This is a genomic window from Shinella zoogloeoides (genome assembly GCF_030733845.1).
GTDB classification, from domain to species: Bacteria; Pseudomonadota; Alphaproteobacteria; order Rhizobiales; family Rhizobiaceae; genus Shinella; species Shinella zoogloeoides_C.
In genome coordinates this window covers 249245-272442 of sequence record NZ_CP132313.1, presented here as the reverse complement: position 1 = coordinate 272442, position 23198 = coordinate 249245, and the positions used below count along the sequence as shown (strand labels likewise).

Genomic DNA, 23198 nt, shown 5'->3' with positions numbered 1-23198 from the left:
GGCGCGTGACATGCAGCTTGGCATCCACGCGTTAGTCTGGGTCACCGATTGGACCGAGGACACGATTTGCTATGCCATTGGCAAGACCGCTGAGACCGGCTACGACCTGATCGAGGCGGTCATCTTCGACCCACGGGACGCACGCCCAGCCGCGACTGCAAAAGCGATCGCGGCGGCCGGGATCGGTGTGGTGACTGGCATGGCGCTCAATCCGGCCGCAGACATCTCCAGCGCCGATCCTGCCGTGGCGAAGGCAGGTGAGCAGTTTATCTCGGACGCAATCCTTGCAACGCGCGACATGGGCTCGAATCTACTCGGCGGCGTCACGCATTCGGCCATGCACCGATATGGGCAGGCAGCCGCAGCGGGCACCATCGACCGTGTCATCGAGACCTATGCCCGTCTTGCCGTACGCGCTGAGGCTGCCGGCATTCGGCTCGGCATCGAGGCGGTCAACCGCTATGAGAGCAATGTCGTCAACACCGTCGACGATGCGGCCCGGATCGTGCGGACCGTAGGGTCGCCGGCTTTGTTCGCCCATATCGACAGTTACCACATGAACATTGAGGAGCACGACGCGGCGGATGCGATCGCGCGCAACATCGACACCATTGGCCACGCCCATGCCGGAGAGAGTAATCGAGGCTATCTCGGTTCTGGGTCGGTGAATTTCCCAGACTACTTCCGTGCACTGGTACGTGCTTCATATAACGGGACGGTCGTGTTCGAGGCCTTCTCGCCGGCCGTCCTCAAGGGAGGTGTGGCGGATGCCCTCGCTGCCTGGACGACACACTGGTCGGACAGCGAGGATTTGGCGACCAAGGGGCTGCGTTTCATGCGCGGCCAGATTGATGCGGCGACCACGAGCCTGATCGCGCGGCATCCGTTGTCTCGTCGAGAAGTCAACAGCCCATTTGTTTAGGGTAGATCCGACCGGGGGAATGCAAGCCCCAGAGTTGGACTGCATGAAAGGAGTATATCATGTCCGGCAAGTTAGGTGTTCATGCCCTCGTCTTCACGGATCGATGGGACGCGGCAAACGCGACCACGGCGTGCCGAGCGGCGTCCGAGATCGGCTACGAGTTGATTGAGGTGCTGATGTTCGACCCGGCGGAGCTTGATATTCCGCTCACTCGCCGGGTGACGCGCGAGGCGGGACTGGAACTGCGTCTCGGTATGGCGCTGGGGTCCGACACGGATATCTCCTCTTCCGATGCGATAGTCGCCCGACGAGGTGAAGCAACAGTTGCGCGTGCTCTCGAGATCGCGTCGGAGCTTCACGCACCTGCCGTTTCAGGCATCACCTACGCGGCATTTTCCAATTATGGTGCGCCCGCGACCGAAGACGCGCGGGCGCGGGTCACGGAAAGCCTCTCACGTCTAGACCGCCGCGCTGGCGAACTCGGTGTGCGGCTCGGGCTGGAACCTGTCAATCGTTACGAGAGCTATCTCGTCAATACTCTTGATGAGGCTGCGTCGCTGATCCGCGCGTCGGGTGGCGCCAACCTCTTCATTCACATGGACACCTTCCATATGAACATCGAGGAGGGCGATATCGCGGCAACCATCCAGCGCAATGCCGCTTTGCTGGGCTACGCTCACGTCGCGGACAGTAACCGTGGAGCACTCGGCGGTGGTCACTTCGATATTCCGTCCTATTTCCGGGCACTCGAGAGCGTCGGTTATGCCGGAGACTACACAGTCGAGGCCTTCTCTTCCCGTGTACTAGGCGAGGCGCTTGTAGGCGGGGTACGGCTGTGGCGCGAGGCCTGGCAAGATTCGCTCGTTGCCGCGCGTTCCGCCTACGACCTCCTGCGCGTTACGCGTGAGACTGCGCAGGCCAGCCGCAAAATCTGGTAAAAAAAGAAATTTCATTCTAAGACATTTGCCAGCTATAGAATTGCGACGAACACTAGGAGTCGTGATCGATGGACAACGCAACGGACAACAGGCAATCGATCCTTATGCGGATTCGCTGGAAGGCGGGTTATATGAACCCTGCCTTGCGACGTATTGCGGATCGGGTGTTAAAGGCTCCGGAGGAGATCAAATCCATCTCAATCAAGGATCTCGCCGTGCAATGCGAGGTTTCGGAATCCACCGTCACCCGCTTCGTGCGCGAAATCGATGTGCAGAGTTTTCAGCAGTTCAAGATCCTTATCGCCGAGGAATTATCCCAGGGCACGGCGACGACCGAGCCGCTTTCCGAACGCCACGTCTATGAGGACATAACGGATGAGGATGACACGTCCTCGGTTTTGGCCAAGGTCGCCGCCCGCTATGCGATGACTGTTGCGGACACCCGGGCGGGCCTTGCGGAAAAAGCACTGGAGCGCGCCGTGGAGGCTATCGAGGAGGCTGATGTGCTCGGGTTCTTTGCCATGGGTGCCTCATTGCTCTGTGTCGAAAATGCTCTCCTGCGGTTCATGCGGGTCGGCAAGCGTTGTCTTTTCTTCCGAGATCTCGGCATTCGGCAGATATCCACCTCGACGCTCGGATCGAAATCGCTGGCGATTGGCGTGTCGAATTCCGGTCGCACCATTTCCACCGTGGACAGCCTGCAACAGGCGAAGCTGCAGGGGGCGACGACCTTGGCAATCACATCCTTTCCGGATTCGCCAATCGTGCGGCACGCGGATATCTGCTTGTTCACGCCCACTATCACAGGTGTTGTCGGGCCGGGCGAATATCACGAATCCATGGTCTCGAAGATCGCGCAACTTCAGGTCATTGACACGCTCTATTCCCTTTATGCTGTGCGCAATTTCGGCCGGGCCATCGAAGGGCTGGAACGGACCTCCGACGTGACCGCGTTGACGCGCTATTAGAGGGTCAATGAATGCCTGAGATGTCTTCTTCGGCGGCTGGGTTGGAAACCCGACTCGCTGCCGCCGAACATGCCGCTCGTGAAGCCGGACGACTGTTGCTCGCCTATTATGGCCGACGCAGCCAACTCGTCGTCGAACAGAAGGGGCTGAACGATTTTGTCTCCATCGCCGATCGCGAAGCGGAAGACACGATCGCCGCTATTCTTCGTCCGGCCTTTCCGCAGGATGAGTTTCTGGGCGAAGAAACCGGTATCTCCGGGGCGCAGGAAGCAGACCTTGTCTGGTGCGTCGATCCTCTCGATGGCACATCGAACTTTCTGAAGGGCGCGCATAACTGGTGTGTTTCGATCGGTCTGTGGTCAAAGGGAGAGCCGATCCTTGGCGTCATCTATGATCCGCTCCGCGACGAACTTTTTGCCGGGGCAGACGGGATCGCGACAACCGTCAACGGTATGCCAATCTCGGTCAGCACCACCAGCAGTATCGACAGGACGAGCCTCGGTCTCGGCCACAATCACCGTGTTCCGCCGGCCGCTTTTGCTGTCGATGCGGAACGGCTCTTCTCGGCCGGCGGCAGCTTCCGGCAGGTCGGCGCCGGCGCCTTGATGCTTGCCTACGTGGCTGCCGGCCGGGTGGACGGTTATTTCGAGCGCCATATGTGGTCTTGGGACGCCGTTGCCGGCCTCGCTCTCATCAAGGCGGCCGGTGGCCGTTTTTTAACCTATCCTCAACCCGGAACGTCGCTTCCGAAGGGCGGGATGGTGCTTGCCAGCGGCCCGGTTCTGTATCAGGATTTTGTCGATCTCTTCCGAATCGGTTGAGTCAGCCTGTCTGACCCTGCCCCTCATGAAGGCAGTCTTCGGATAACTCGAAGACTGCTGCACTCGCTTCCATGCTATTGATCCAAGTGGCCTTTTCAGGGCTGCCACGGCGCGTCTGCGCCTTTGGATTGATGGGAGAAAGCGAATGAAAGACGGAATGTTTGTCTTTGACGCGGCGGTGCATTGCCAGGATTTCAGTAATGGTCAGATCAAGGACGGCAGTGACGGACGGCGCGTGCGCATCCTGCGCGAGCAACTGACCGGCTTCATCAATCTGACCGGCCGGCGCGGCCCGCCGCCGGAAACCGAAACGTTTTCCAATCCTGACCTCGATTGGGGGGTGGATATGTTGTTCGGCAAGGCTGACACGGATATGGCCTGCGCTTGCTCCGTGCCACTGTTTTCGCATTGGCGAGCAGGTCTCGGTCCCGTGGAACTCAGCCATGCACTCGCCCAAAAGGATCCCAAGCGCATCGTTCTCACCGGTGGTGTGGATCCTGCTTATCATGGCCTCGGTCCGGCGCTGAAGGAAATGGAACGGCAGGTGCACGAGCTTGGGGCCGTCAGCTTCAAGTTCTACCAATATCAGTCTCGTGGCTGTTCATGGCGCGCGGATGACCGTGACATCGCCTATCCTCTTTGGGAAAAGGCGATCGAGCTCGGCGTCAAGATGGTTCAGTTCCACAAGGGATTCCCGCTGGAACTCGGGCCGGTGGAGGCCTTCAAGCCGAACGATATCCAGTATGCCGCCGCCGATTTCCCGGAACTGAATTTTGGCATCCACCATCTCGGCGATCCCTATGTCGACGAAACAATCTCCATCGCGAGCCGGTTCGAGAATATCTACCTGATCCTGCCGCTCTGGTTTAACCAGTATTATCTCCAGCCCTGGAAAATGCTGCAGCGGCTTGGCGAAGCGCTGCTTTACGTCGGCTCCGATCGCATCTGCTATGGCTCGGAAGCCTTCATCTGGCCGCATGTCCAGACCTATATCGACACGCTCGCCAATCTCGAAATGCCCGAGGAACTGCAGGAGCGTTATGGCTATCCAGAAATCACCCGGGAGATGAAGGAAAATATCCTCGGCAAGGCGTTTGCGCGTGGCATGGGTATCGACATCGAGGCGAAGAAGCGTGAATTGGGGCTGGTGGCATGATCGATCGTGTCCTCCTTGATGCGGCCCTCGGCCGTGCGCGGCCCCTTATCCTCGGGCATGGGGGTGATATCGCCATCACTGATGTGAGCGGGGATGGCGTGGTCAGTGTTAGCCTGACCGGCGCTTGCCGCGCCTGCCCGAACCTCACCATGACCTTTGTCGGTCCTGTCCGCACCTTCCTGATGGAGGTGCCTGGGGTCAGTGCCGTCGAATGTGATCAGGTGAATGCCGGGCCGCGGGCGTTGTCGCGCCTTGCCAGTCTGCTCAACGCCCATCCCTATCCCGCCGCCTGACGGCGGGACTTCTATCGACGCAAAAAGAAAGAGCGCATCGGCCTTCCGATGCGCTCTTTTCGTGCGTGAGCCTGGGGATGACCTCAGGGAATGATACGCTCCGCGCGCAGCCGGTCGAAGACGTCGATGAAAGACTTTTCCGTGTCCTGAATTTCCCCGAAGCCGAGCGCCCGGCTCTTGGCCATGGAGTGCAGGCATTCCATCGGGCGGCCAAGGTCGAGGTCCGTATGCCAGGGGGAAGCGAGACGGTCGAGAGCGTGCGGCTGGAGGTCATGCTGTCGCACCAATGCCCGCCAGTCCGGATCGAGGCCCTGCATTCGATCCGTCAGTGAATTGTACTGGCCGGGATAGGCGCCCACCTCAATACCGAAGTAATCGGCGATGCGTTTCCACAATTGGTCCCAGCGGAAGACGTCGCCATTCGTGGCGTTGAAGGCTTCGTTGCGGGCATTCGGCTCCGTCGAGGCCCAGACGATATGCTTGGCAAGCAGCCGCGCATCGGTGATGTCATTGATGCCATGATAGGCCGTTGGGGTGCCGGGGAAGGTGAAGGGGCGGCCGGTCGCCTTGCAGATGGAGGCGAAGGTTGCGAGTGTGGCGCCGATATTCATCAGATTGCCGACGGCATAGCCGATGATCGTATGCGAGCGGTGTACCGACCAGCCGTAGCCATGGCGGGCGGCATAGTCCATGACGACGTCTTCGAGTTCGTAATAGAAATTCTTCTTCGTCAGGCGTGGCGCGTCCTCGCGGAAGGGGGTGACCGGCGTTACCTTGCCATAGTCCTCGAATGGTCCAAGATAATGCTTGGTGCCGGTGACAACGGCGACATGCTCCACCGTGCCGGCGGCTGCAATGCCGTCGAGGAGAGTCCGCAGCATGCCTCCGTTGAGCCGGATGTTTTCGTCCTCGTTTTTCCCGAGCGTCCACGTGCAGAAATAGACATGGGTTGGGCGAAGCGTTGCCAGCGTCTTCAGCGCTGCCTCGCGATCCAAGAGATCGACGGCGTGGGTCTTCATATAGGATGCGCCGACGGGCGGCCGGCGCGAGAGTCCGGCGATTTCCCAGCCGCCGAGATCGCGCAGGTGTTCGGCCACATTGAGCCCCACAATACCGGTCGCGCCGACCACGAGTGCTCGTTTCTGATACATGTTTCAGCTCCTCCATTGGGTTGAAGGAGATCACTGCCATTTCCGACTTGATGTAGTAAGTCGCACGCTGTCATAAGTGAAGTGATAGCGTGTCATGAATGAGAGAGACATGTCCGGCCGCATTTCCGAAATCGAAGTCTTTGTCAAAGTCGTCGAGACTGGCAGCTTCACGGCGGCTGCCGATGCCTTGCGCCTGTCTCCCTCGGCCATCAGCAAGATTGTTGCCCGCATCGAAGCGCGCCTTGGTCTGCCGCTTGCCATCCGCTCGACGCGAAAGCTGCGCTTGACGGTTGAGGGTGAGGATTATTTCGCCCGTGGCAAGCAGATCCTGCAGGACATATCCAGCCTGGAGCGGGGTGTACGCGAAAGCGCCGGCCAGATCGGCGGTACGCTTCGGGTCAGTTGCAATGTGCCTTTCGGCATTCATCGTATAGCGCCGCTGGTTGCCGGTTTTCTCGAAACCTTTCCTGATATCGCCTTGGAATTTTCCTTGGCGGATACCACCGCCGACCTGATCCGTGAGGGTGTCGACGTCGCCATCCGCACGGGCGTACTGACCGATTCCACGATCCGCTTTCGTCGTCTCGCGTCATCGCTCCGCCATGTTGTCGCCTCTCCTGCCTATCTTGAGCGGCATGGTGTGCCGATCGAACCCCGCGATCTCCTGGACCACAACTGCCTGACGCTCGGCTTCAGTCGTAGCTATGGCAAATGGCCGTTCCGCGTCGATCAGGATGGCGTCGTTACCCAACTCGATCTAGCTGTGAAGGGCAATCTCAGCCTCGACAATGGCGAAAGCCTTCGCCGGTTCGCCCTTGATGGAGTTGGCCTCGCGCGCCTTTCGGATTTCCATATCGGGCATGATCTCAAGGCCGGGCGGCTTGTCTCCGTTCTTGAGACATTCAACCCTGGCGATCGCGAGCCCGTTTCCATCATTTATGCCGACCAATCGCCGCTGGCACCACGTATCCGTGTTTTCATCGACTACCTGATCAAGCACATCGCGCCATAGCGATTTCGATTTGTGACGTTTTTTCCATAATGAAATGACTAATATTCGCAGAGGGATTCCGTCGGGCGGTGTTACTGCTTGACGACGGCTCCGGTTTTTCAGAAGGAGGGCGCCCCGAAACGGCGCTTGGTAAACCAGATCCGCCAGGCGAGCCTGCCTGAACGGGAGGACTGCGGATGAACTGTTTGGCCGATCTCAGGATGTTTTCGGAAATCGCCCGCTCACAGAGCATGGCGAGTGCTGCCAATCGCCTCGGCATGGCGCCTGCGACGATCAGTGGGCGATTGAAGGCGCTGGAAGACCACTACGGCATGGCACTGGTTCGGCGCACGACGCGCTCGCTTCTTCTGACGGAGGAGGGCAGGCTGTTGCTGGAGCGTGCGGAGCCGGTGCTCTCCGGCTTTGCGGATCTCGAGCGCGAAATGGGCGGCCGGCGGCATGCGGTCGAAGGTGGGCTGGTGCTCTCCTGCGCGACCGACATCGGACGCGGTCATGTGCTGCCACTCGTCCATGCCTTTGCCCGCACCCATCCGCATGTCAAATTCTCGCTGCGTTATGATCCGCCCGGCAGCCTCAATGAATTTCATTTCGATGCGGCCCTTCGCGCCGGTCCTGTAAAGGACTCTGGTCTGACGATCCGAAAATTGTTCACGATGGAAACCGTGACGGCCGCCACTCCCGGTTATCTGGCGGAGCGCGGTATCCCGGCATCGCCGGAAGCGCTGGGAGATCATGACTGTCTGCGTCTTGAAGGCTCGACGATCGGCGGTGATGTCTGGACATTCGAGGCGGGCGCCCAGCGCAGCATTGCCGTTGGTGGGCGGTTCCGAGCAAGCGATCCGGAAACCCTGAAAACCCTTTCCCTGCAGGGACTTGGCGTCTTGCGCACGGCGCGTGCGGATATCGAGCCGGAGCTTCGTTCGGGAAGGCTGGTGCCAATTCTCGCGCCCTTCGAGCCGGCGGCGGCCCGTGTCAGCCTGATCAGCGATACACGGCGAAGGCTTCCGGCGCGTACAGCGGCTTTTATCGATTTTGCCTTGCAGCATTTCGCGGGCGGAAGCAGCGAAAAGCCAACACAGTGGCGGCAAACTGCCGCTTGATCGTGTAAAATTTTTTTTCTTGCAAAACTTATAGAAAAAAATTAGTTCTATCTGGCAAGGCAAGTTCCTTGGCCGAGAGGCCAATGGCCGCCAGGTCGAAAGGAGAGGAACGCGAGAGCCGCCTGGAGGGGCGGTGCGCCGAAGCTGATCGCTTCGTATGCCAAGGAGGTTTGGGCAATGGATTATGGGCTGGAAGGCAAGCACGTGCTTGTAACGGGAGGGGCGACAGGCATTGGCCTGGCCGTTGCCGAGGCGTTTGTTGCCGAAGGTGCACGCGCCACAGTCAGCGGCCTTTCCGAAGCGGAGGTCAATGCTGCCGTCGCGCAACTCGGCCGGCATGCCCAGGGAATGGCGTGCGACCTGACGGTTGCGGGTGAAGACAACCGGCTCACGGATTTCGCCGAGGCGGCAGCACCCGTGGAATTTCTGATCAATTCCGTGGGGATTTTCGAAGTGCGTCCCTTCTTCGAGACGCGGGATGAAGACTGGTTCCGCTTCTTCGATGTCAATGTCATGACCGGCGTGCGGATGTCGCGCCTCATCCTGAGGAACATGCTGGAGCGGGGCGAAGGCTCGATTGTCTTCATCAGCAGCGAAAGCGCGGTGAAGCCGCAGGCCTGGATGCCGCATTACGGCGCCATGAAAGCCTGCCTGCTTGGTGTGTCGCGGGCGCTGTCGGAGCTAACGCGCGGCACGCAGGTTAGGGTCAACACCATCCTGCCGGGACCGACCGATACGACGGCCGTGCGCCGCTATCACGAGGAAATCGCCCGCGAAAAAGGCGTCACGCGTGAACAGGTTGTATCCGACTATTTCGACGAGACGGAGCCGACCTCGCTTATCCGCCGGATGATCGCTCCGGCGGAGGTGGCGGCGAGTGTCGTTCATCTTGCCGCGTCTCCTGCCCTGAATGGCATGGCGATGCGCGCCGAAGGCGGCACCATACGCGCAATTCTTTGAATTCTTACACCGGAAGAGACCATGGCTGACCTTCAGATCGAAAACCTGGCGAAAGCTTTCAAGGGTGGGTTCACCGCACTTAACGGCGTCTCGCTCGATGTGGCGGACCGCGAGGCGGTGTTCCTGCTCGGCCCTTCGGGGGCTGGCAAGACCACGACCCTTCGTCTCGTCGCCGGGCTGGAGGACGCGACCGCCGGGCGCATCATGATCGGCGGCCGCGACGTAACCCGTTGGACGCCACGCGAGCGCAATCTCGCCATGGTCTATGACAAGCATTCGCTGTTTCCGCATCTCACGATATACGAAAATCTCGCCTATCCGCTGCGCATCCGGAAAATGTCCGATGCGGATATCCGCCGCCAGATCTCCAGCGTCGCGGAAACCTTGCAGATCGAGAAGCTGCTGGAGCGCCGTCCAAATCAGCTGTCGGGTGGCCAGCAGCAGCGGGTGGCCATCGGCCGTGCGCTTGTGCGCGACGCGGATGTATTCCTGCTGGATGAACCGATCTCGCATCTCGATGCCCAGTTGAGGGCACGCATGCGCGTCGAGTTCAAGCGGTTGCAGCGCGATTTCCGCGCGACGATGCTCTACGTCTCGCACGATCAGCTGGAAGCCATGACCATGGCGGACCGGATCGTGCTGATCAACAAGGGAAGGATCGAGCAGATCGCCGCGCCGCAGGAGCTGTTCGACAGGCCGGCAACACTGTTTGGAGCCACCTTCATCGGCGAACCGCCCATGAATGTCATGCAGGCGGTGATTTCGGAATCGAACGGCTGCAGGTTCCTGCGCATCGGCGAGGCCTATATCGAGGTCGACAAGGACTGGATGCAGGATGGCGAGGCACTCCGGCCGGGCGATAAGTATCTGCTGGGCTTGCGGCCGCAACATCTTTCCCTGTGCCCGGCGGACAGCACGCATGCCTGCCGGGTCAACGGCACGATCTTTGCTGTAGAAACGCTCGGGTCGCGCGTCGTCTTCGATATCGACGTTGAGGGCACCGTGATCCGCGCGATGTCCACCATCGACGCGGCACTCAAATATCCCCGCACGATCGGCGCGCCGATCTCGTTCCGGATCGATCCGGACTTCGTCTATCTCTTCGATGCCGATCGGGGCCGCACCGTGCGTCAGGCACGTTTCACGACAAGGGGGAAAGCAAGACTCCACGCCTGACAAGGCGTGGCGAAGGGTGCGCATGCATCACCAAACCTGAGGAGGAGAGAATGAACTTCATGAAAACCTCGGCCACACTGGCCGCCGGCCTTGCGCTCTGGACGCTTGCGCTACCTGCGCAAGCTCAGACCGAGGCGCAAAAAGCGCTTTCCGGCACCACGATCCATTTCCTTGCACCGTCCATGCCTCAGTTTGCGGCGCTCGGAAAATTCCTTCCGGAATTTGAGCAGAAGTACGGCATCAAGGTCGTCGTCGACGAGGTACCTTTCGAAAACTACCGGCAGAAATCGCTGGTCGAAATGCAGCAGGGCACCGGTACATACGACTTCTTTGCCGTAGACGTGATGTGGCTTGCCGAGTATGCCGCCGCCGGCTTCCTCGAACCACTGATGCCCTATGTGAAGAATGCCGACCTGACCGACGCCGACTACGATATCGACGACTTCCTGCCGCGTGTCATTAGCGGGACAGGCGTCTTCAACGACACGCTGTTCACGATCCCGATCGGCGCCGGCCCCGTCGGCACGACCTTCCGGACGGATGTTGCGGAAAAGGCTGGCTTCAAGCTGCCGGAACGCTTCTCGCCGGAGTTCACTACGCAGTACATGTTCGATGCGGCCAAGAAGGTGAACAACCCCGAAAGCAACATGATCGGCTTCGCCAATATTCCGGGCCGCTGGTTCTGGGGCGTTACCTATCTTCCCTATCTCTATGCGTTCCAGACGCCAGAGACCAAGGGCGACGAATATGTCGACAAGGACTGGAAGATCTCGATCAACAACGAGCGGACTGTCGCCTCGATCGATTATTTCACCAGCTTCAAGCAATTTATGCCATCTGATAGCGCCAACTGGGGCATCGGCGAGGCGACAGCCGTCTATCAGGCGGGCAATGCTTTCGGCACCTGGAACTACCAAGACTTCGTCAAGGGCTTCTTCGAAGACCCCGAAACGCAGGCGAAGGTCGCCGGAAAGAATGTCCATCTTCATACGCCGGTTGGTCCGAACGGTGTGATCGACCCTTGGTTCGGTGCGTGGTCGCTCGGTGTGTCCAAGGATTCCAAGAACAAGGAAGCGACCTGGACCTTCATCCAATGGCTAACATCCAAGGACATCCAGGCCCGCGCGACGCAGTATGGTGCAGGTCCCTCGAGGCACTCGACCTACAAGAGCGAGACGTTGGCGAAGTATCAGCCCTGGTGGCCGGGCGTCTACGAATTCATGTTGAAGGAAACCAATCCGGACGAGCGCATCCGCGTGCCGGAATGGGCAGAAATCTCCGACATCATGGGTGAGGAAGGCAACCGCGTTTGGATTGGCGAGATCGACAGCAAAACGGCCGCTGCCAATATGGAAAAGCGCATGACTGAGGTCATGCGGAAGGGTGGCTATTATATCCCAGGCCGCGACGACCTGCCCAAACAGCAGTGGCGCGATCTGACCTATTATGACCGACTGCCTTCCACCTGGAACTAATCATCGGGTCCGTCCGGGCGCGTCTGACGCCCGGACGGATAGTCCGGCACGATCTTAAGCGCCGCGCCGCCTTTTTCACTGTCAATGCAAAGGGACTGAGACATGTCGATCTCGGAACATACCACTGCGGCCCAGACGCTGACCTTCGGGCAGCGGGGCTTCCTGTCCCGTTTCGGTCCCTCGAACCGGACGATCTTCCCCTGGATACTGATGGCACCAACGCTGATCATTCTGTTCGCGATCGGCATCTACCCCTTCCTCTATTCGCTCTATATCGCCGGCCACAACGTCATCCTGTCGAAGCCTTACATTCCGCAGTATTTCGTCGGTCTCTATCAGTATCAAGCCGTCGTGCAGGATCCGGAATTCTGGCATGCGCTGCGCAAGACTTTGCTCTTCACGGTCCAGGCGGTTTTCATCGAATTCTGGCTCGGCCTCGGCCTGGCGCTGCTCTTCCAGCGGCAGATGCAGGGTGTCGCCTTCATGCGCCTCTTCATCCTCATTCCGATGATCCTGCCGCCGCTCGTTGCCGCGCTGGTCTGGCGCTACATGTTCTATCCCGGCGCCGGTCTCATGACCTACTATGTCGGTGCCGTGACGCGGGCTCTGGGCTTCGGTGAAATTCCGTTCCTCTCCGATCCGGTCATCGCCTTCCAGACGCTTGTCTTCGTCGATGTCTGGGAATGGACGCCCTTCATGTTCCTGATGCTGTCGGCGGGGCTCGCCTCCATCCCCCGTCAGCCCTATGAGGCAGCGGAAATCGACGGTGCGGGATCCTGGCGCGTGTTCTGGACGATTACCATGCCGCTGCTGCGTCCGGCGATCCTGATTGCCGTGATCATCCGCACCATGGATGCCTTCCGCACGTACGAATTGATCGTCATCATGACCCGTGGCGGGCCAGGCAATGCCACCACCACACTCAACGTGTTTCTCACCAAGACGGGCCTCGAGTTCTTCGATGCATCGAAGGCCGCAGCGCTCTCGCTGATCATGATGATGATCATCATCGTGATGAGCTTCGTGTTCATCCGCGTCTTCCGGTCCAAGACCGAAGTGGCCGAATAGGAGGTTGCCATGATGAAGCTCAGTTCCATGCCGGAATCGCCCAGTGCACCGCCGGTGCAGCGCAACTGGTGGGTTTATGTCGTTCTCATCCTCGTCTGCGTCGTCAATTTCCTGCCCTATTTGCGGGTCGTGATGACCGGCTTCATGGATGGCGCGACTTCCTCGTCCGCCACGCCTATCTGGTTCTTCACGCCGTCTCTGGAAGCCTTCGATTACCTGATCTTCGAGAAGGGGATCATGAAGAACTTCTTCAACAGTGTCGTGGTGTCGCTCGCTTCCACCTTCTTCTCCGTGACGATCGGCATGTTCTGCGCCTATGCGCTGGCACGCTATGATTTTCCGGGACGAGACGACGTTTCCTTCTGGGTGCTCACCAACCGCATGATGCCGCCGGTCGCCGTGCTCATCCCGATCTTCGTGACATTCCAGACTGCCGGCTTGCTCGACACTCTGCTGGGGTTGATCATTCTCTACACCGCCATGCAGCTTCCCTTCGTCGTATGGATGCTGACCGGTTATTTCCGCGATATTCCGCGCCGCTACGAGGAATCCGCCATGGTGGATGGCGACACCTGGTTTGCGGCCTTCCGCAAGGTCACGTTGCCGATCATGGCACCGTCGATCACGGCAACCGCGATCTTCGTGATGATCCTCTCATGGAACGAGTTCGCTTTTGCCACCTTCCTGACCAGCAACCAGGCGAAGACCATGCCGCCGGCCATCATGGCCTATTCCATCGGTGCCGATATCAAGTGGAACGTACTGGGCGCTGCCGTGGTCCTCATCACCGCGCCGCTCATCCTGTTCGTCCTGTTGCTGCAGCGTCAGTTGATCAGCGGTCTATCGCAGGGGGTCGTGCGCAAATGATCCCTCTCCCCACCAGCGCAGGCAAGACATTGGAGTGCCACCATGGCTGAAATCGAGATCAACAGCCTCATGAAGCAGTTCGGTGCTTTCCAGGCCGTCAACGATGTGAATATCACCGTCAACAATGGTGAATTCGTCTTCCTTCTCGGCCCGTCCGGCTGCGGGAAGACCACGACGCTGCGCATGATTGCCGGCCTTGAAATGCCGAGCAGCGGACGGATCGCGATCGGCGGCCGCAATGTCACGTTCCTGCGCCCTCGCCACCGCAATGTCGGCATGGTCTTCCAGGATTACGGCCTCTATCGTCACCTGACGGTGTTCGGCAATATCGCCTATCCGCTAGAAGTGCGCCGCCTGCAGCGGGCCGAGATCACCCGCAAGGTGAATGCGGTTGCCCGTACCATGCAGATTACCGAGGTCTTGCAGCGCAAGCCGGATCAGCTTTCGGCAGGACAACTACAGCGTGTGGCGATCGCCCGCATGCTGGTGCGCGATGCCGATGTCTTCCTCATGGATGAGCCGATGTCCCATCTCGACGCGCAACTGCGCGGCCAGATGCGCGCAGAGCTTCGCCACATCCAGAAGAGTGTCGGCGTCACGACGATTTTCGTGACGCATGACCAGCTCGAAGCCATGACGATGGCAGACCGCATCATCGTCATGAAGGACGGTGAGATGCTGCAATTCGCCACCCCGCGCGAAATCTTCGAACGCCCGGCAACCGAGTTCGTCGCAACCTTCGTCGGCGAACCGCAAATGAATGTCTTCGATGTGCACATCACCCGTATCGAGGGGAAGGTTGTGGCCATGACGGAGGATTTCGTCGTCCCGCTCGATGCGACGTGGGTGCGGGAGAACGGCGTCGAGAACTTGGTCGGGCAGGGGGCTCGGCTTGGTATTCGGCCGGAGCATATCTCGGTCAGCGACAAGGCCGATGGCAGCCACGGTGTTGCCGCCGAACTCTATTCCTTCGAGCCTACCGGTGCAGAGAACCTCTATGTCCTGAAGTGTGGCGACGTGACCATTACGACGCGCAGCTCGACGACAGAAACCGCCCATCTAGACAAAGGGGAGGGCAGCCGGCTCTACGCCGGGTTCGATCCGAACTGGATTTACCTGTTCGAGCCGGGCTCCGGCCGCACGATCGCGCAGGCAGCCGCCAGCCGGTCTGAAAACGAGGAGATGTGAGATGCAGGGAAAATTCGTTCTTTGCCTGATCCTGGCGCTGCTTCTCGGTTCCTGCACGGTCATGACCGGCAACGTGTCGCACTGGCCCGCCTCGCTGACAGCGGTTGTGGTCATCGTGGCGCTGAAGCTCTGGAACGATCGCGTGAAGCTGCTCGCCTGGCCGATGGAGTTCCTGCTCGCAGCCGGTGTCACGATGATCGTGATCAATCTCGCGCGGCTCTACATGATGCCGGTGGTCTACTGAGAGGGAAATGGTGATGGCAACCCATGCTCTTGTCGTTGACGGTCTCGTCAAGGCTTTCGGCACGAAACAGGCTGTCCGACATGCAAGCTTTTCAGTGGCGCGTGGCGAGATCACCGGTTTTCTCGGGCCGAATGGCGCAGGCAAGACGACAGTCATGGGCATGATCATGGGCTTGCTGGAGCCAGATGCAGGGGCGATCGAGTTCCTTGGCCGTCGCGACCGTGGTGATCTCTCCATTGCCCGGGCGCGCAGCGGCTATCTTCAGGAGCGACCGCGGATCTATCCCGACATGTCCGCGCGGAATTATCTCCGCTTCTTCGCCGATCTTTATGGCGTGCCGGATGCGGCGATGCGGGTGAACGAGGCCCTCGATCGCGTCGGATTGCGTTCCGCCGCCGAGCGCAGGCTCGGTTCATTCTCGCGCGGCATGCAGCAGCGGGCCTGTCTGGCACGCGTCATGCTGCACAGGCCGGAATTCCTGATGTTGGACGAACCTACGCTCGGCCTTGACCCGAACGGCGTTGCCGACATGCGGGCGATCTTCCGGGAGATGAAGTCGGATGGTGTCACGCTTTTGTTTTCTTCGCATCAGCTGGCGGAGATGGAGCGCGTCTGCGACAGCGTCGTCTTCATGCGTGAAGGCGAGGTGATCGCCGCGGGCCGGCCGTCCGAGCTCGCACCGGGCGGCTGGGCGAATGGCGGCCTGCGGGCCGAGGTCTTCGAGGCGATGGATAACGCGCTGAAGGCGATCTCCGCCATGCCCGAGATCGTCGAAGCCCGGCAGGTCGGGCCGCAGCATCTCCGGCTCCAACTGAAGGCTTCTCCCGGGGATGCGCGCGCCGCGCGCGCTCAAGCGGTCAGCCTGCTATCGGTGGCTGGACTGACGGTGCTTTCCGTCGACGTCGATATGCCAACGCTGGAGGATGTGTTTCTCGGCCTGACCCGGCCGGAATGTGTGGCAGGCCATGAACCGGCCGCCGCCCTGATGTAAGAAAGGATATGTCCGATGGACCTGGGTTATAACAACCGCCGCTGCCTGATTACCGCCTCGACCGGCGGCCTCGGCTTTGCCATAGCGCGGGCCATGGCCCGCGAAGGCGCGACCGTGGTGATCAACGGGCGCAGTGTCGAGACGATCGACCGCGCAATCACACGCCTGAGCGCCGAGGTGCCGGCCGCCAAACTGGAAGCCGCCGTCGGCAATTCCGGCACGCGCGATGGCTGCGACGAATTGATTGCCAATTGTCCTGATGTGGACGTGCTGGTCGTCAATCTCGGGATCTACGAGGCGGTCGATATCTACAAGGCCGGTGACGACCGCTGGTATGAGCTGATCGAAGTCAATGTGATGAGCGGTGTGCGCCTCGCCCGCCATTACCTGCCGAAGATGCTGGCGCGGGATGCCGGCCGCGTGGTCTTCATGGCGAGCGAATCCGGCATCAATCCCGCTCCCGAAATGCCGGCCTACAGCGCGACGAAGACGATGCAGCTATCGCTTGCCCGTAACCTTGCCGAGACGACGAAGGGCACCAATGTCACCGTCAATTCGGTCCTGCCCGGTCCATGCAGCACAGAAGGCGTCGCCGACCTGATTGCCGGCCTCTATCCCGGTGTGCCGACGCCGGAGGCAGAGCGCCGCTTCGTCGCGGAAAACCGCCCGACCTCGCTCATTCAGCGCCTGTCCAGGCCGGAGGAAGTCGCGGATTTCGTCACCTTCCTCGGTTCGTCGCGCACCGGTATCGTCAATGGATCGGCCCTGCGGATCGATGGCGGCCTCATCCGTACTGTCATGTAAGAGAACCGGCCATGGAACATGTTCGCCCCGTCTTTGTCGGATTGGACCTTAAACCTCCGGGTTTCATCCGGCAGACCGTGCTCCTGGTCCGGCGGGAGACGGCGGCGAAATTCCACGCGATCTGGTTCTGGCTGGTGGCGACCATCATCGCATTGATGGCCTACGCCTACGGCTCCGGCTTCCAGAGCTCCTTCCAGACCGAATCCGTCATCGTGGCCGCCGATCCCCTCGCGGGATTGAACGTTGGCGTCGTCATCTTTCTCGGTCTTGTCCTGGGGCTGCGCCTCGCCGGAGGTCTGAGCTGGGAGCGGGAACACGGTACGCTGGAGGTACTTCTAGTCGGGCCGGCTTCCTGGTCCGCGATCGTCCTGTCGAAATATCTGGTCGAAGGGATCGTGCTTGTCGGACTGATAACGCTCTATTGCAGCTATCTGCTGCTCGCCCAGCCACTCGGTGCCGGCGTAATCCACATCCCGGCATTCGTCTCGCTTGGAGTATCCGCCATTTTCGTCCTCCCGGTGATGGGGTTGGGGCTTCTGGTGTCTGCCTGGGCCGGTTCCGTGCGTGGCGCGGTCGTCGCCTATCTGTCGCTGGTATCGGTGATGGCCGTTTATGAGGCCATGCTCGGCCTGTTGCGCGGCATGACCGCTGATGAAATGAGCCTATTTGCGCTCTATCTGCGTGCCGGGCTGGAAAGCACCGCACCACTCGTTCATGTGCTTTCTCCCGTTGCGGGCGTTGGTCTGCTGGTTCAACGCGCCTTCGAACACACGACACCGGGTCTTGCGCAGATTGCTTCCTCGTTTGGGCTGACGATAATCCTGCTTGTCGCTGCCCGGTTCACGGCGCGCTTGAAGGGAGCCAGCGCATGAGGTCCGTTCTTCTTGCCCTTTTCCTTGCCGCGATGACGGCTGGCAGCGCCGTGGCAATCGAGCCCGAGCGCCGGGATGCCATTGTTGTAACCGGACGTGTCTGGGATGGCTTCGCCTTCCAGGAAATGTTCCTGCCCTCGCGGTCGTCTGCGCTCCACCTGATCGCGGGTGAAGACAGTGCGCTCTCCTTTGTCAGCACCAAGGAGTATTACTGGCCGCTCTCACGGCAGGTCTATGTCGATTTCGAAGCGAAACGTCAGGACATCGATGGCGTTCTGAAGATCAGCAAGGACGGCAAGGATATCGCGGTCATCCACCCGTCACCCTATGTGATCCTCTATCCAAAAGGAGCCGTCAACGGCCACGGGCAATTGTTATGGGGCGATGCCGCCTTGGCTGCTTACAGAACCTATCAAGATGATGAGCGATCGTTCAATCGTCGCTATTCCGAGGCTCTGGCCCGCCAGACCGCTTACGAAAAGAGGCTCGTCGAGGCCGGCACTGCCCGGATAAAGGGCGCACCCGCTGAAGTCATCTCGCCTCCCGAAGCCTTGCCGACGCCAAGCCTCAGGCTTGTGACGGCCCCTGTCCGGGCCTATCGGCTTTCTGTCCCCGCTGGCCGCTACGACATGGCGTTATATACGGAGGAGGAACGGCCAATCGAGGGAACCGCGCGGACGCTCGATATCATCGACATGAACGGGCGAGGCGTGGTTGTTGCAGACGTCGTTTCGGAGGAGCGCTGGACGCGCCCGATCCAGAGCGATCATCCTGGCGAGCGCATATTTGTCAGGCCGGGCTCGACCTTTTACCTGACGCTTGCGGCGGCTGATCGTTTTCAGGAGCCGGACTACCTGTCCGTCGTCTCGCCGCAGGCGGATGTCGTGCCGGGCCGCGATATTGTGGTTCGGCGCAAACCCGCAGACATTGACGTGGTCGTGGTGCATTTCGGCGGCGCCGAGGCCGAGGCGTCGCTCGCGCGGTTCAAGGTCGAACAGGCTGCGGGGTCCGGGTTCGGTTATCGGGTCCGTTCCGTCAAGCCGGGTGAGAGGGAGGATTTGACCGCCTTTGCCGTGACAGTCCCCTCCGACGGGGAGATTGTCTCCGGTCAGGTCTCCACGCGACCGGGTACGGCCTTTAACCGCGACATCGTCGTGGTCCAACCGCGCAACAGTAGTCTTGCGCTCGGTCTTGCCTTTCTACCTCTCCTTGGCTGGTGCGGCTTCAGGCTCCGCAGGCAGGGGACATTCCGCACCGGACCAGCTGACTGATAACGGCAATTCAGCAGAATTTCAGAACAGGATAAACCGGCGTCGCACCGGTGAAGGAAAGGTATGACATGAAGATATCGACACCGCGGGAGGTATTTGCCGGTGAATCGCGTGTTGCGATGACGCCGAAGAGTGCTCAAGGGTTGCAGAAGCTCGGGTTTGGATGCGTGATCGAGGCCGGCGCCGGGTTGGCGGCGGGGTTTTCGGACGATGCGTATCGTGCGGTTGGTGTGGAGATTGCGCCGTCTGCAGCTTCGGTGTGGTCCGGGGCAGATGTGATCGTCAAGGTGCGTCCGCCGGAACCGTCCGAGGTGGCGCTGTTGTCGCCCGGCAGGACGCTGATCTCGTTCTTCTATCCAGCGCAGAACAAGGAGCTTCTGGAGGCGGCGAAGGCCTCGGGCTCGAACGTGATCGCCATGGACATGGTGCCGCGTATCTCGCGTGCCCAGAAGATGGATGCGCTGTCGTCGATGGCCAATATTGCCGGGTACCGCGCGGTGATCGAGGCGGGCAGCAATTTCGGTCGCTTCTTCACCGGCCAGGTGACGGCAGCCGGCAAGGTGCCGCCGGCGAAAGTGCTGGTGATCGGCGCTGGCGTCGCGGGTCTTGCCGCAATCGGCACGGCGACCTCACTCGGCGCCATCACCTATGCCTTCGACGTTCGTCCGGAAGTGGCCGAGCAGATCGAGAGTATGGGCGCCGAGTTCGTCTATCTCGATTTCGCCGATCAGCAGCAGGATGGCGCCGCGACTGGCGGCTATGCCGCCCCTTCCTCGCCGGAATTCCGCGAGAAGCAGCTGGCAAAATTCCGTGAACTTGCACCCCAGATCGATATCGTCATCACCACGGCGCTGATCCCAGGTCGTGACGCTCCCAAACTCTGGCTCGAAGACATGGTGGCGGCGATGAAGCCGGGCTCGGTGGTGGTCGATCTCGCCGCCGAACGCGGCGGCAATTGCGACCTCACTGTGCCCGACCAGAAGATCGTCTCGCCGAATGGTGTCACCATCGTCGGTTACACTGACTTCCCGAGCCGGATGGCAGCGCAGGCCTCGACGCTCTATGCGACCAATATCCGCCACATGCTGACGGACCTGACGCCGGGCAAGGACGGCGTCGTCGTTCACAATATGGATGACGACGTCATTCGCGGTGCCACGGTGACGAAGGATGGCGAGATCACCTATCCACCGCCGCCGCCGAAGATCGCGGCCATCGCCGCGCAGAAGCCGAAGGAAAAGGTGAAGGAGCCTACGCCGGAGGAAAGGCGCGCCGCCGAAGCGGCGGCCTTCAAGGCGCAGACCAAGAGCCAGCTGGTGCTGCTCGCCGTCGGAACGGCGCTGCTGCTCATCGTCGGCGCCTATGCGCCGTCCGCCTTCATGAGCCACTTCATCGTCTTCGTGCTCGCCTGCTTCGTCGGCTTCCAGGTCATCTGGAACGTCTCGCACTCGCTGCACACGCCGCTGATGGCCGTCACCAACGCCGTCTCCGGCATCGTCATCCTCGGCGCGCTCCTGCAGATCGGCTCGGGAAGCTGGCTGGTGGTGGTGCTGGCGGCGCTCTCGGTGCTGATCTCCACGATCAACATCGTCGGCGGCTTCCTCGTCACCCGGCGCATGCTCGCCATGTTCCAGAAGTCGTGAGCGGGAGGAAACTGTCATGACCATCGGTATCGTTTCGGCCGCCTACATCGCGGCAGCAGTTCTCTTCATCCTCTCGCTCGGCGGCCTTTCGGGCCAGGAAAGCGCCAAGCGCGCCGTCTGGTACGGTATCGTCGGCATGGCGCTTGCCGTCATCGCCACGGTCTTCGGGCCTGACGTCGGCAACTGGTTCATCGTCGTGCTGATGATCGCCGGCGGCGCGGTGCTCGGCGCCTATGTCGCCGCCCGCGTGCAGATGACGGAGATGCCGCAGCTCGTCGCGGCGCTCCATTCCTTCGTCGGCCTCGCCGCCGTCTTCATCGGCTTCAATGCCCATCTCGAGGCGGCGCATGTCGCCGGTCTCGACGAGGCCGCCCGCTCCGCGCTGACCGGTTTTGCGGCGATCCTCGCCCACAAGGAGCCGGTCGAATTGTCGATCATGAAGGTCGAGGTCTTCCTCGGCGTCTTCATCGGCGCGGTCACCTTCACCGGCTCGGTCATCGCCTTCGGCAAACTCGCCGGCAAGGTGGATGGCAAGGCGAAGAAGCTGACCGGCGGCCATGCGCTCAATGCGGGCGCGGCGCTGCTTTCGCTTCTCCTGCTCATCCTCTACGTGAATGGCGCCGGCGCGTGGACGCTCATCCTGATGACGCTCGCCGCCTTCTTCATCGGCTATCACCTGATCATGGGCATCGGCGGCGCCGACATGCCTGTCGTGGTCTCGATGCTGAACAGCTATTCCGGCTGGGCGGCGGCGGCCATCGGCTTCACGCTGGGCAACGACCTTCTCATCGTCACCGGCGCGCTGGTCGGCTCCTCGGGTGCGATCCTCTCCTACATCATGTGCAAGGCGATGAACCGCTCCTTCATCTCGGTCATCCTCGGCGGCTTCGGCGGCACGACGGGTCCGGCGATGGAAATCACCGGCGAGCAGGTGGCGATCGATTCGGAAGGCGTCGCCGCCGCGCTCAACGATGCCGACAGCATCATCATCGTGCCGGGCTACGGCATGGCGGTGGCGCAGGCCCAGCAGTCGGTCTCCGAACTGACGCGCAAGCTGCGCGCGGCCGGCAAGACCGTGCGCTTCGCCATCCACCCCGTTGCCGGCCGCCTTCCGGGCCACATGAACGTGCTGCTCGCCGAGGCCAAGGTGCCCTACGACATCGTTCTGGAAATGGACGAGATCAACGAGGACTTCCCGAACACGGACGTCGTCATCGTCATCGGCTCGAACGACATCGTCAATCCGGCCGCCCAGGAAGATCCGAACTCGCCCATCGCCGGCATGCCGGTGCTGGAAGTGTGGAAGGCCAAGCAGGTGTTCGTCTCCAAGCGCGGCCAGGGCACGGGCTATTCCGGCATCGAGAACCCGCTGTTCTACAAGGACAACACGCGCATGTTCTACGGTGATGCAAAGAAGAGCATCGACCAGTTGTTGCCGATGGTTTCCTGACACACGGATGGGGCCGAAAGGCCTCATCTGTATTTCGGAGGGAACCCATTTTCTCACCGGAAGTTGCGCACTCAGCCAAACCGCAAAGAGCGGGAGGCCAACGCTCGCCGCTCTTCTATTTTTTCTACTCTCATCCTCATCACACAGTTTGTTTTGTCAATTTTGTAATGCTACCGACTACTGACGATCCGAATAGGGTGGGCTTGTGCCGTCCGGTCTTGCTGAGACTGGGCCGCATATGACGGATAGCGGAAGTGACCGAGCAATTGGGCTAGGCGATCGGCTTCCTCGGCGAGGCTTGCGCTGGCGCCATTCGTCTGCACCACCATGACGGCGTTCTGCTGGGTAAACTGATCCATCATGTTGACGGCGGCGTTGACTTCGGCGAGGCCAACGGCCTGCTCGCGCGCCGATGTGGCGATCGCCTGGATGAGCTGGTGGATTTCGCGGATATGCGTGCCGATCTCGTTCAGCGACTGGCCAGCCTCTTGAACGAAATGCACGCCGTTTTCCACCTCGGCATTGGAGCTGGGTCGATAGTTTTTTGCTACACGTCGAAACCCGCTCTGATCGGGCATTGTTGCAGACGCGCGGGCGACGAATGCAGACATAAGTTGCAAAAGATTCAGGCTCTCTACAACCCTGTCCGGATCGATGACCGCTACATGGAGACGGAGGCCTAGCTGCAAATCTGCCAGTTTGCGCGCTTTTTCGCGATTTTCCGGACGGCGTGCAGACCTATGTCCAGAATGGCCGTGTCGACCGTCTGGATGTGAGATAATATCACAAGCGCATGCTCCAGATGCGCGACCGGACCGATGTCAATCA

The 23198-nt window shown here is 60.6% G+C and carries 23 protein-coding genes; 21 read left to right on the top strand and 2 right to left on the bottom strand.

The annotated features are described in order from the left end of the window. Positions 1 to 10: 10 nt before the first annotated feature. The 6 genes from Q9316_RS24035 (at position 11) to Q9316_RS24010 (ending at position 5098) form a co-directional block, all read left to right on the top strand. Complete coding sequence (locus Q9316_RS24035) at positions 11 to 922, top strand: sugar phosphate isomerase/epimerase family protein (RefSeq protein ID WP_306036325.1); 912 nt, start codon at positions 11 to 13, stop codon at positions 920 to 922. A gap of 59 nt (positions 923 to 981) precedes the next feature. Further along, positions 982 to 1860 (top strand): sugar phosphate isomerase/epimerase family protein, encoded by an 879-nt coding sequence (locus Q9316_RS24030; RefSeq protein WP_306036324.1) that lies wholly within the window; start codon positions 982 to 984, stop codon positions 1858 to 1860. A 68-nt stretch (positions 1861 to 1928) separates the two neighbouring features. Beyond that, positions 1929 to 2828 carry a MurR/RpiR family transcriptional regulator gene (locus Q9316_RS24025; RefSeq protein WP_306036323.1) on the top strand — a complete coding sequence of 300 codons (900 nt, stop codon included), beginning with the start codon at positions 1929 to 1931 and terminating at the stop codon, positions 2826 to 2828. Positions 2829 to 2839: 11 nt separating this feature from the next. Beyond that, positions 2840 to 3649: an inositol monophosphatase family protein gene (locus Q9316_RS24020; protein ID WP_306036322.1), complete on the top strand. Its 810-nt coding sequence runs from the start codon at positions 2840 to 2842 to the stop codon at positions 3647 to 3649. Positions 3650 to 3794: 145 nt separating this feature from the next. Then, positions 3795 to 4805 carry an amidohydrolase family protein gene (locus tag Q9316_RS24015; RefSeq protein ID WP_306036321.1) on the top strand — a complete coding sequence of 337 codons (1011 nt, stop codon included), beginning with the start codon at positions 3795 to 3797 and terminating at the stop codon, positions 4803 to 4805. After that, the gene (locus tag Q9316_RS24010; protein WP_306036320.1) at positions 4802 to 5098 is read left to right on the top strand and encodes a NifU family protein; all 297 of its coding nucleotides are present in this window, start codon (positions 4802 to 4804) and stop codon (positions 5096 to 5098) included. Before Q9316_RS24015 ends, Q9316_RS24010 begins: the two co-directional genes overlap by 4 nt. Positions 5099 to 5181: 83 nt before the next feature. Here Q9316_RS24010 and Q9316_RS24005 read toward each other — a convergent pair whose 3' ends face one another. Continuing rightward, positions 5182 to 6249 carry an SDR family oxidoreductase gene (locus Q9316_RS24005; RefSeq protein ID WP_306036319.1) on the bottom strand — a complete coding sequence of 356 codons (1068 nt, stop codon included), beginning with the start codon at positions 6247 to 6249 and terminating at the stop codon, positions 5182 to 5184. 109 nt (positions 6250 to 6358) lie between these two features. Between Q9316_RS24005 and Q9316_RS24000 the strand changes: the two genes are divergently transcribed. The 15 genes from Q9316_RS24000 (at position 6359) to Q9316_RS23930 (ending at position 22370) form a co-directional block, all read left to right on the top strand. Next, positions 6359 to 7261, top strand: coding sequence for a LysR family transcriptional regulator (locus Q9316_RS24000; protein WP_306036318.1), 903 nt, complete (start codon positions 6359 to 6361; stop codon positions 7259 to 7261). Positions 7262 to 7437: 176 nt separating this feature from the next. Then, positions 7438 to 8361, top strand: coding sequence for a LysR family transcriptional regulator (locus Q9316_RS23995; protein WP_306036317.1), 924 nt, complete (start codon positions 7438 to 7440; stop codon positions 8359 to 8361). 177 nt (positions 8362 to 8538) lie between these two features. Continuing rightward, a complete protein-coding gene (locus Q9316_RS23990; protein ID WP_306036316.1) occupies positions 8539 to 9321 on the top strand; it encodes an SDR family NAD(P)-dependent oxidoreductase in 783 nt (260 codons plus the stop codon). 21 nt (positions 9322 to 9342) lie between these two features. Continuing rightward, entirely contained in the window at positions 9343 to 10497 is a 1155-nt protein-coding gene (locus Q9316_RS23985; RefSeq protein WP_306036315.1) for an ABC transporter ATP-binding protein, read from the top strand. 50 nt (positions 10498 to 10547) lie between these two features. Then, the gene (locus Q9316_RS23980; RefSeq protein ID WP_306036314.1) at positions 10548 to 11972 is read left to right on the top strand and encodes an ABC transporter substrate-binding protein; all 1425 of its coding nucleotides are present in this window, start codon (positions 10548 to 10550) and stop codon (positions 11970 to 11972) included. Positions 11973 to 12074: 102 nt separating this feature from the next. Further along, positions 12075 to 13040 carry a carbohydrate ABC transporter permease gene (locus tag Q9316_RS23975; protein ID WP_306036313.1) on the top strand — a complete coding sequence of 322 codons (966 nt, stop codon included), beginning with the start codon at positions 12075 to 12077 and terminating at the stop codon, positions 13038 to 13040. A 9-nt stretch (positions 13041 to 13049) separates the two neighbouring features. Beyond that, positions 13050 to 13907, top strand: a complete 858-nt coding sequence (locus tag Q9316_RS23970) for a carbohydrate ABC transporter permease (RefSeq protein ID WP_306036312.1) — start codon at positions 13050 to 13052, stop codon at positions 13905 to 13907. Between the two features lie 42 nt (positions 13908 to 13949). Then, complete coding sequence (locus Q9316_RS23965) at positions 13950 to 15095, top strand: ABC transporter ATP-binding protein (RefSeq protein ID WP_306036311.1); 1146 nt, start codon at positions 13950 to 13952, stop codon at positions 15093 to 15095. Between the two features lies 1 nt (position 15096). Then, the gene (locus tag Q9316_RS23960) at positions 15097 to 15339 is read left to right on the top strand and encodes a hypothetical protein (RefSeq protein WP_133036475.1); all 243 of its coding nucleotides are present in this window, start codon (positions 15097 to 15099) and stop codon (positions 15337 to 15339) included. A gap of 13 nt (positions 15340 to 15352) precedes the next feature. Continuing rightward, a complete protein-coding gene (locus Q9316_RS23955) occupies positions 15353 to 16330 on the top strand; it encodes an ABC transporter ATP-binding protein (RefSeq protein ID WP_306036310.1) in 978 nt (325 codons plus the stop codon). 15 nt (positions 16331 to 16345) lie between these two features. Continuing rightward, positions 16346 to 17134 carry an SDR family NAD(P)-dependent oxidoreductase gene (locus Q9316_RS23950; RefSeq protein WP_306036309.1) on the top strand — a complete coding sequence of 263 codons (789 nt, stop codon included), beginning with the start codon at positions 16346 to 16348 and terminating at the stop codon, positions 17132 to 17134. An 11-nt stretch (positions 17135 to 17145) separates the two neighbouring features. Then, positions 17146 to 18006, top strand: a complete 861-nt coding sequence (locus Q9316_RS23945) for an ABC transporter permease subunit (RefSeq protein ID WP_306036308.1) — start codon at positions 17146 to 17148, stop codon at positions 18004 to 18006. Beyond that, positions 18003 to 19277, top strand: coding sequence for a hypothetical protein (locus Q9316_RS23940; protein ID WP_306036307.1), 1275 nt, complete (start codon positions 18003 to 18005; stop codon positions 19275 to 19277). The genes Q9316_RS23945 and Q9316_RS23940 overlap by 4 nt, the downstream gene beginning before the upstream one ends. Positions 19278 to 19345: 68 nt before the next feature. Then, positions 19346 to 20920: a Re/Si-specific NAD(P)(+) transhydrogenase subunit alpha gene (locus Q9316_RS23935; protein WP_306036306.1), complete on the top strand. Its 1575-nt coding sequence runs from the start codon at positions 19346 to 19348 to the stop codon at positions 20918 to 20920. A gap of 16 nt (positions 20921 to 20936) precedes the next feature. After that, on the top strand, positions 20937 to 22370 hold the full coding sequence (locus Q9316_RS23930) for an NAD(P)(+) transhydrogenase (Re/Si-specific) subunit beta (protein WP_306036305.1): 1434 nt from the start codon (positions 20937 to 20939) through the stop codon (positions 22368 to 22370). A gap of 170 nt (positions 22371 to 22540) precedes the next feature. Here Q9316_RS23930 and Q9316_RS23925 read toward each other — a convergent pair whose 3' ends face one another. Continuing rightward, entirely contained in the window at positions 22541 to 22873 is a 333-nt protein-coding gene (locus Q9316_RS23925) for a hypothetical protein (protein WP_371878083.1), read from the bottom strand. Positions 22874 to 23198: the final 325 nt, after the last annotated feature.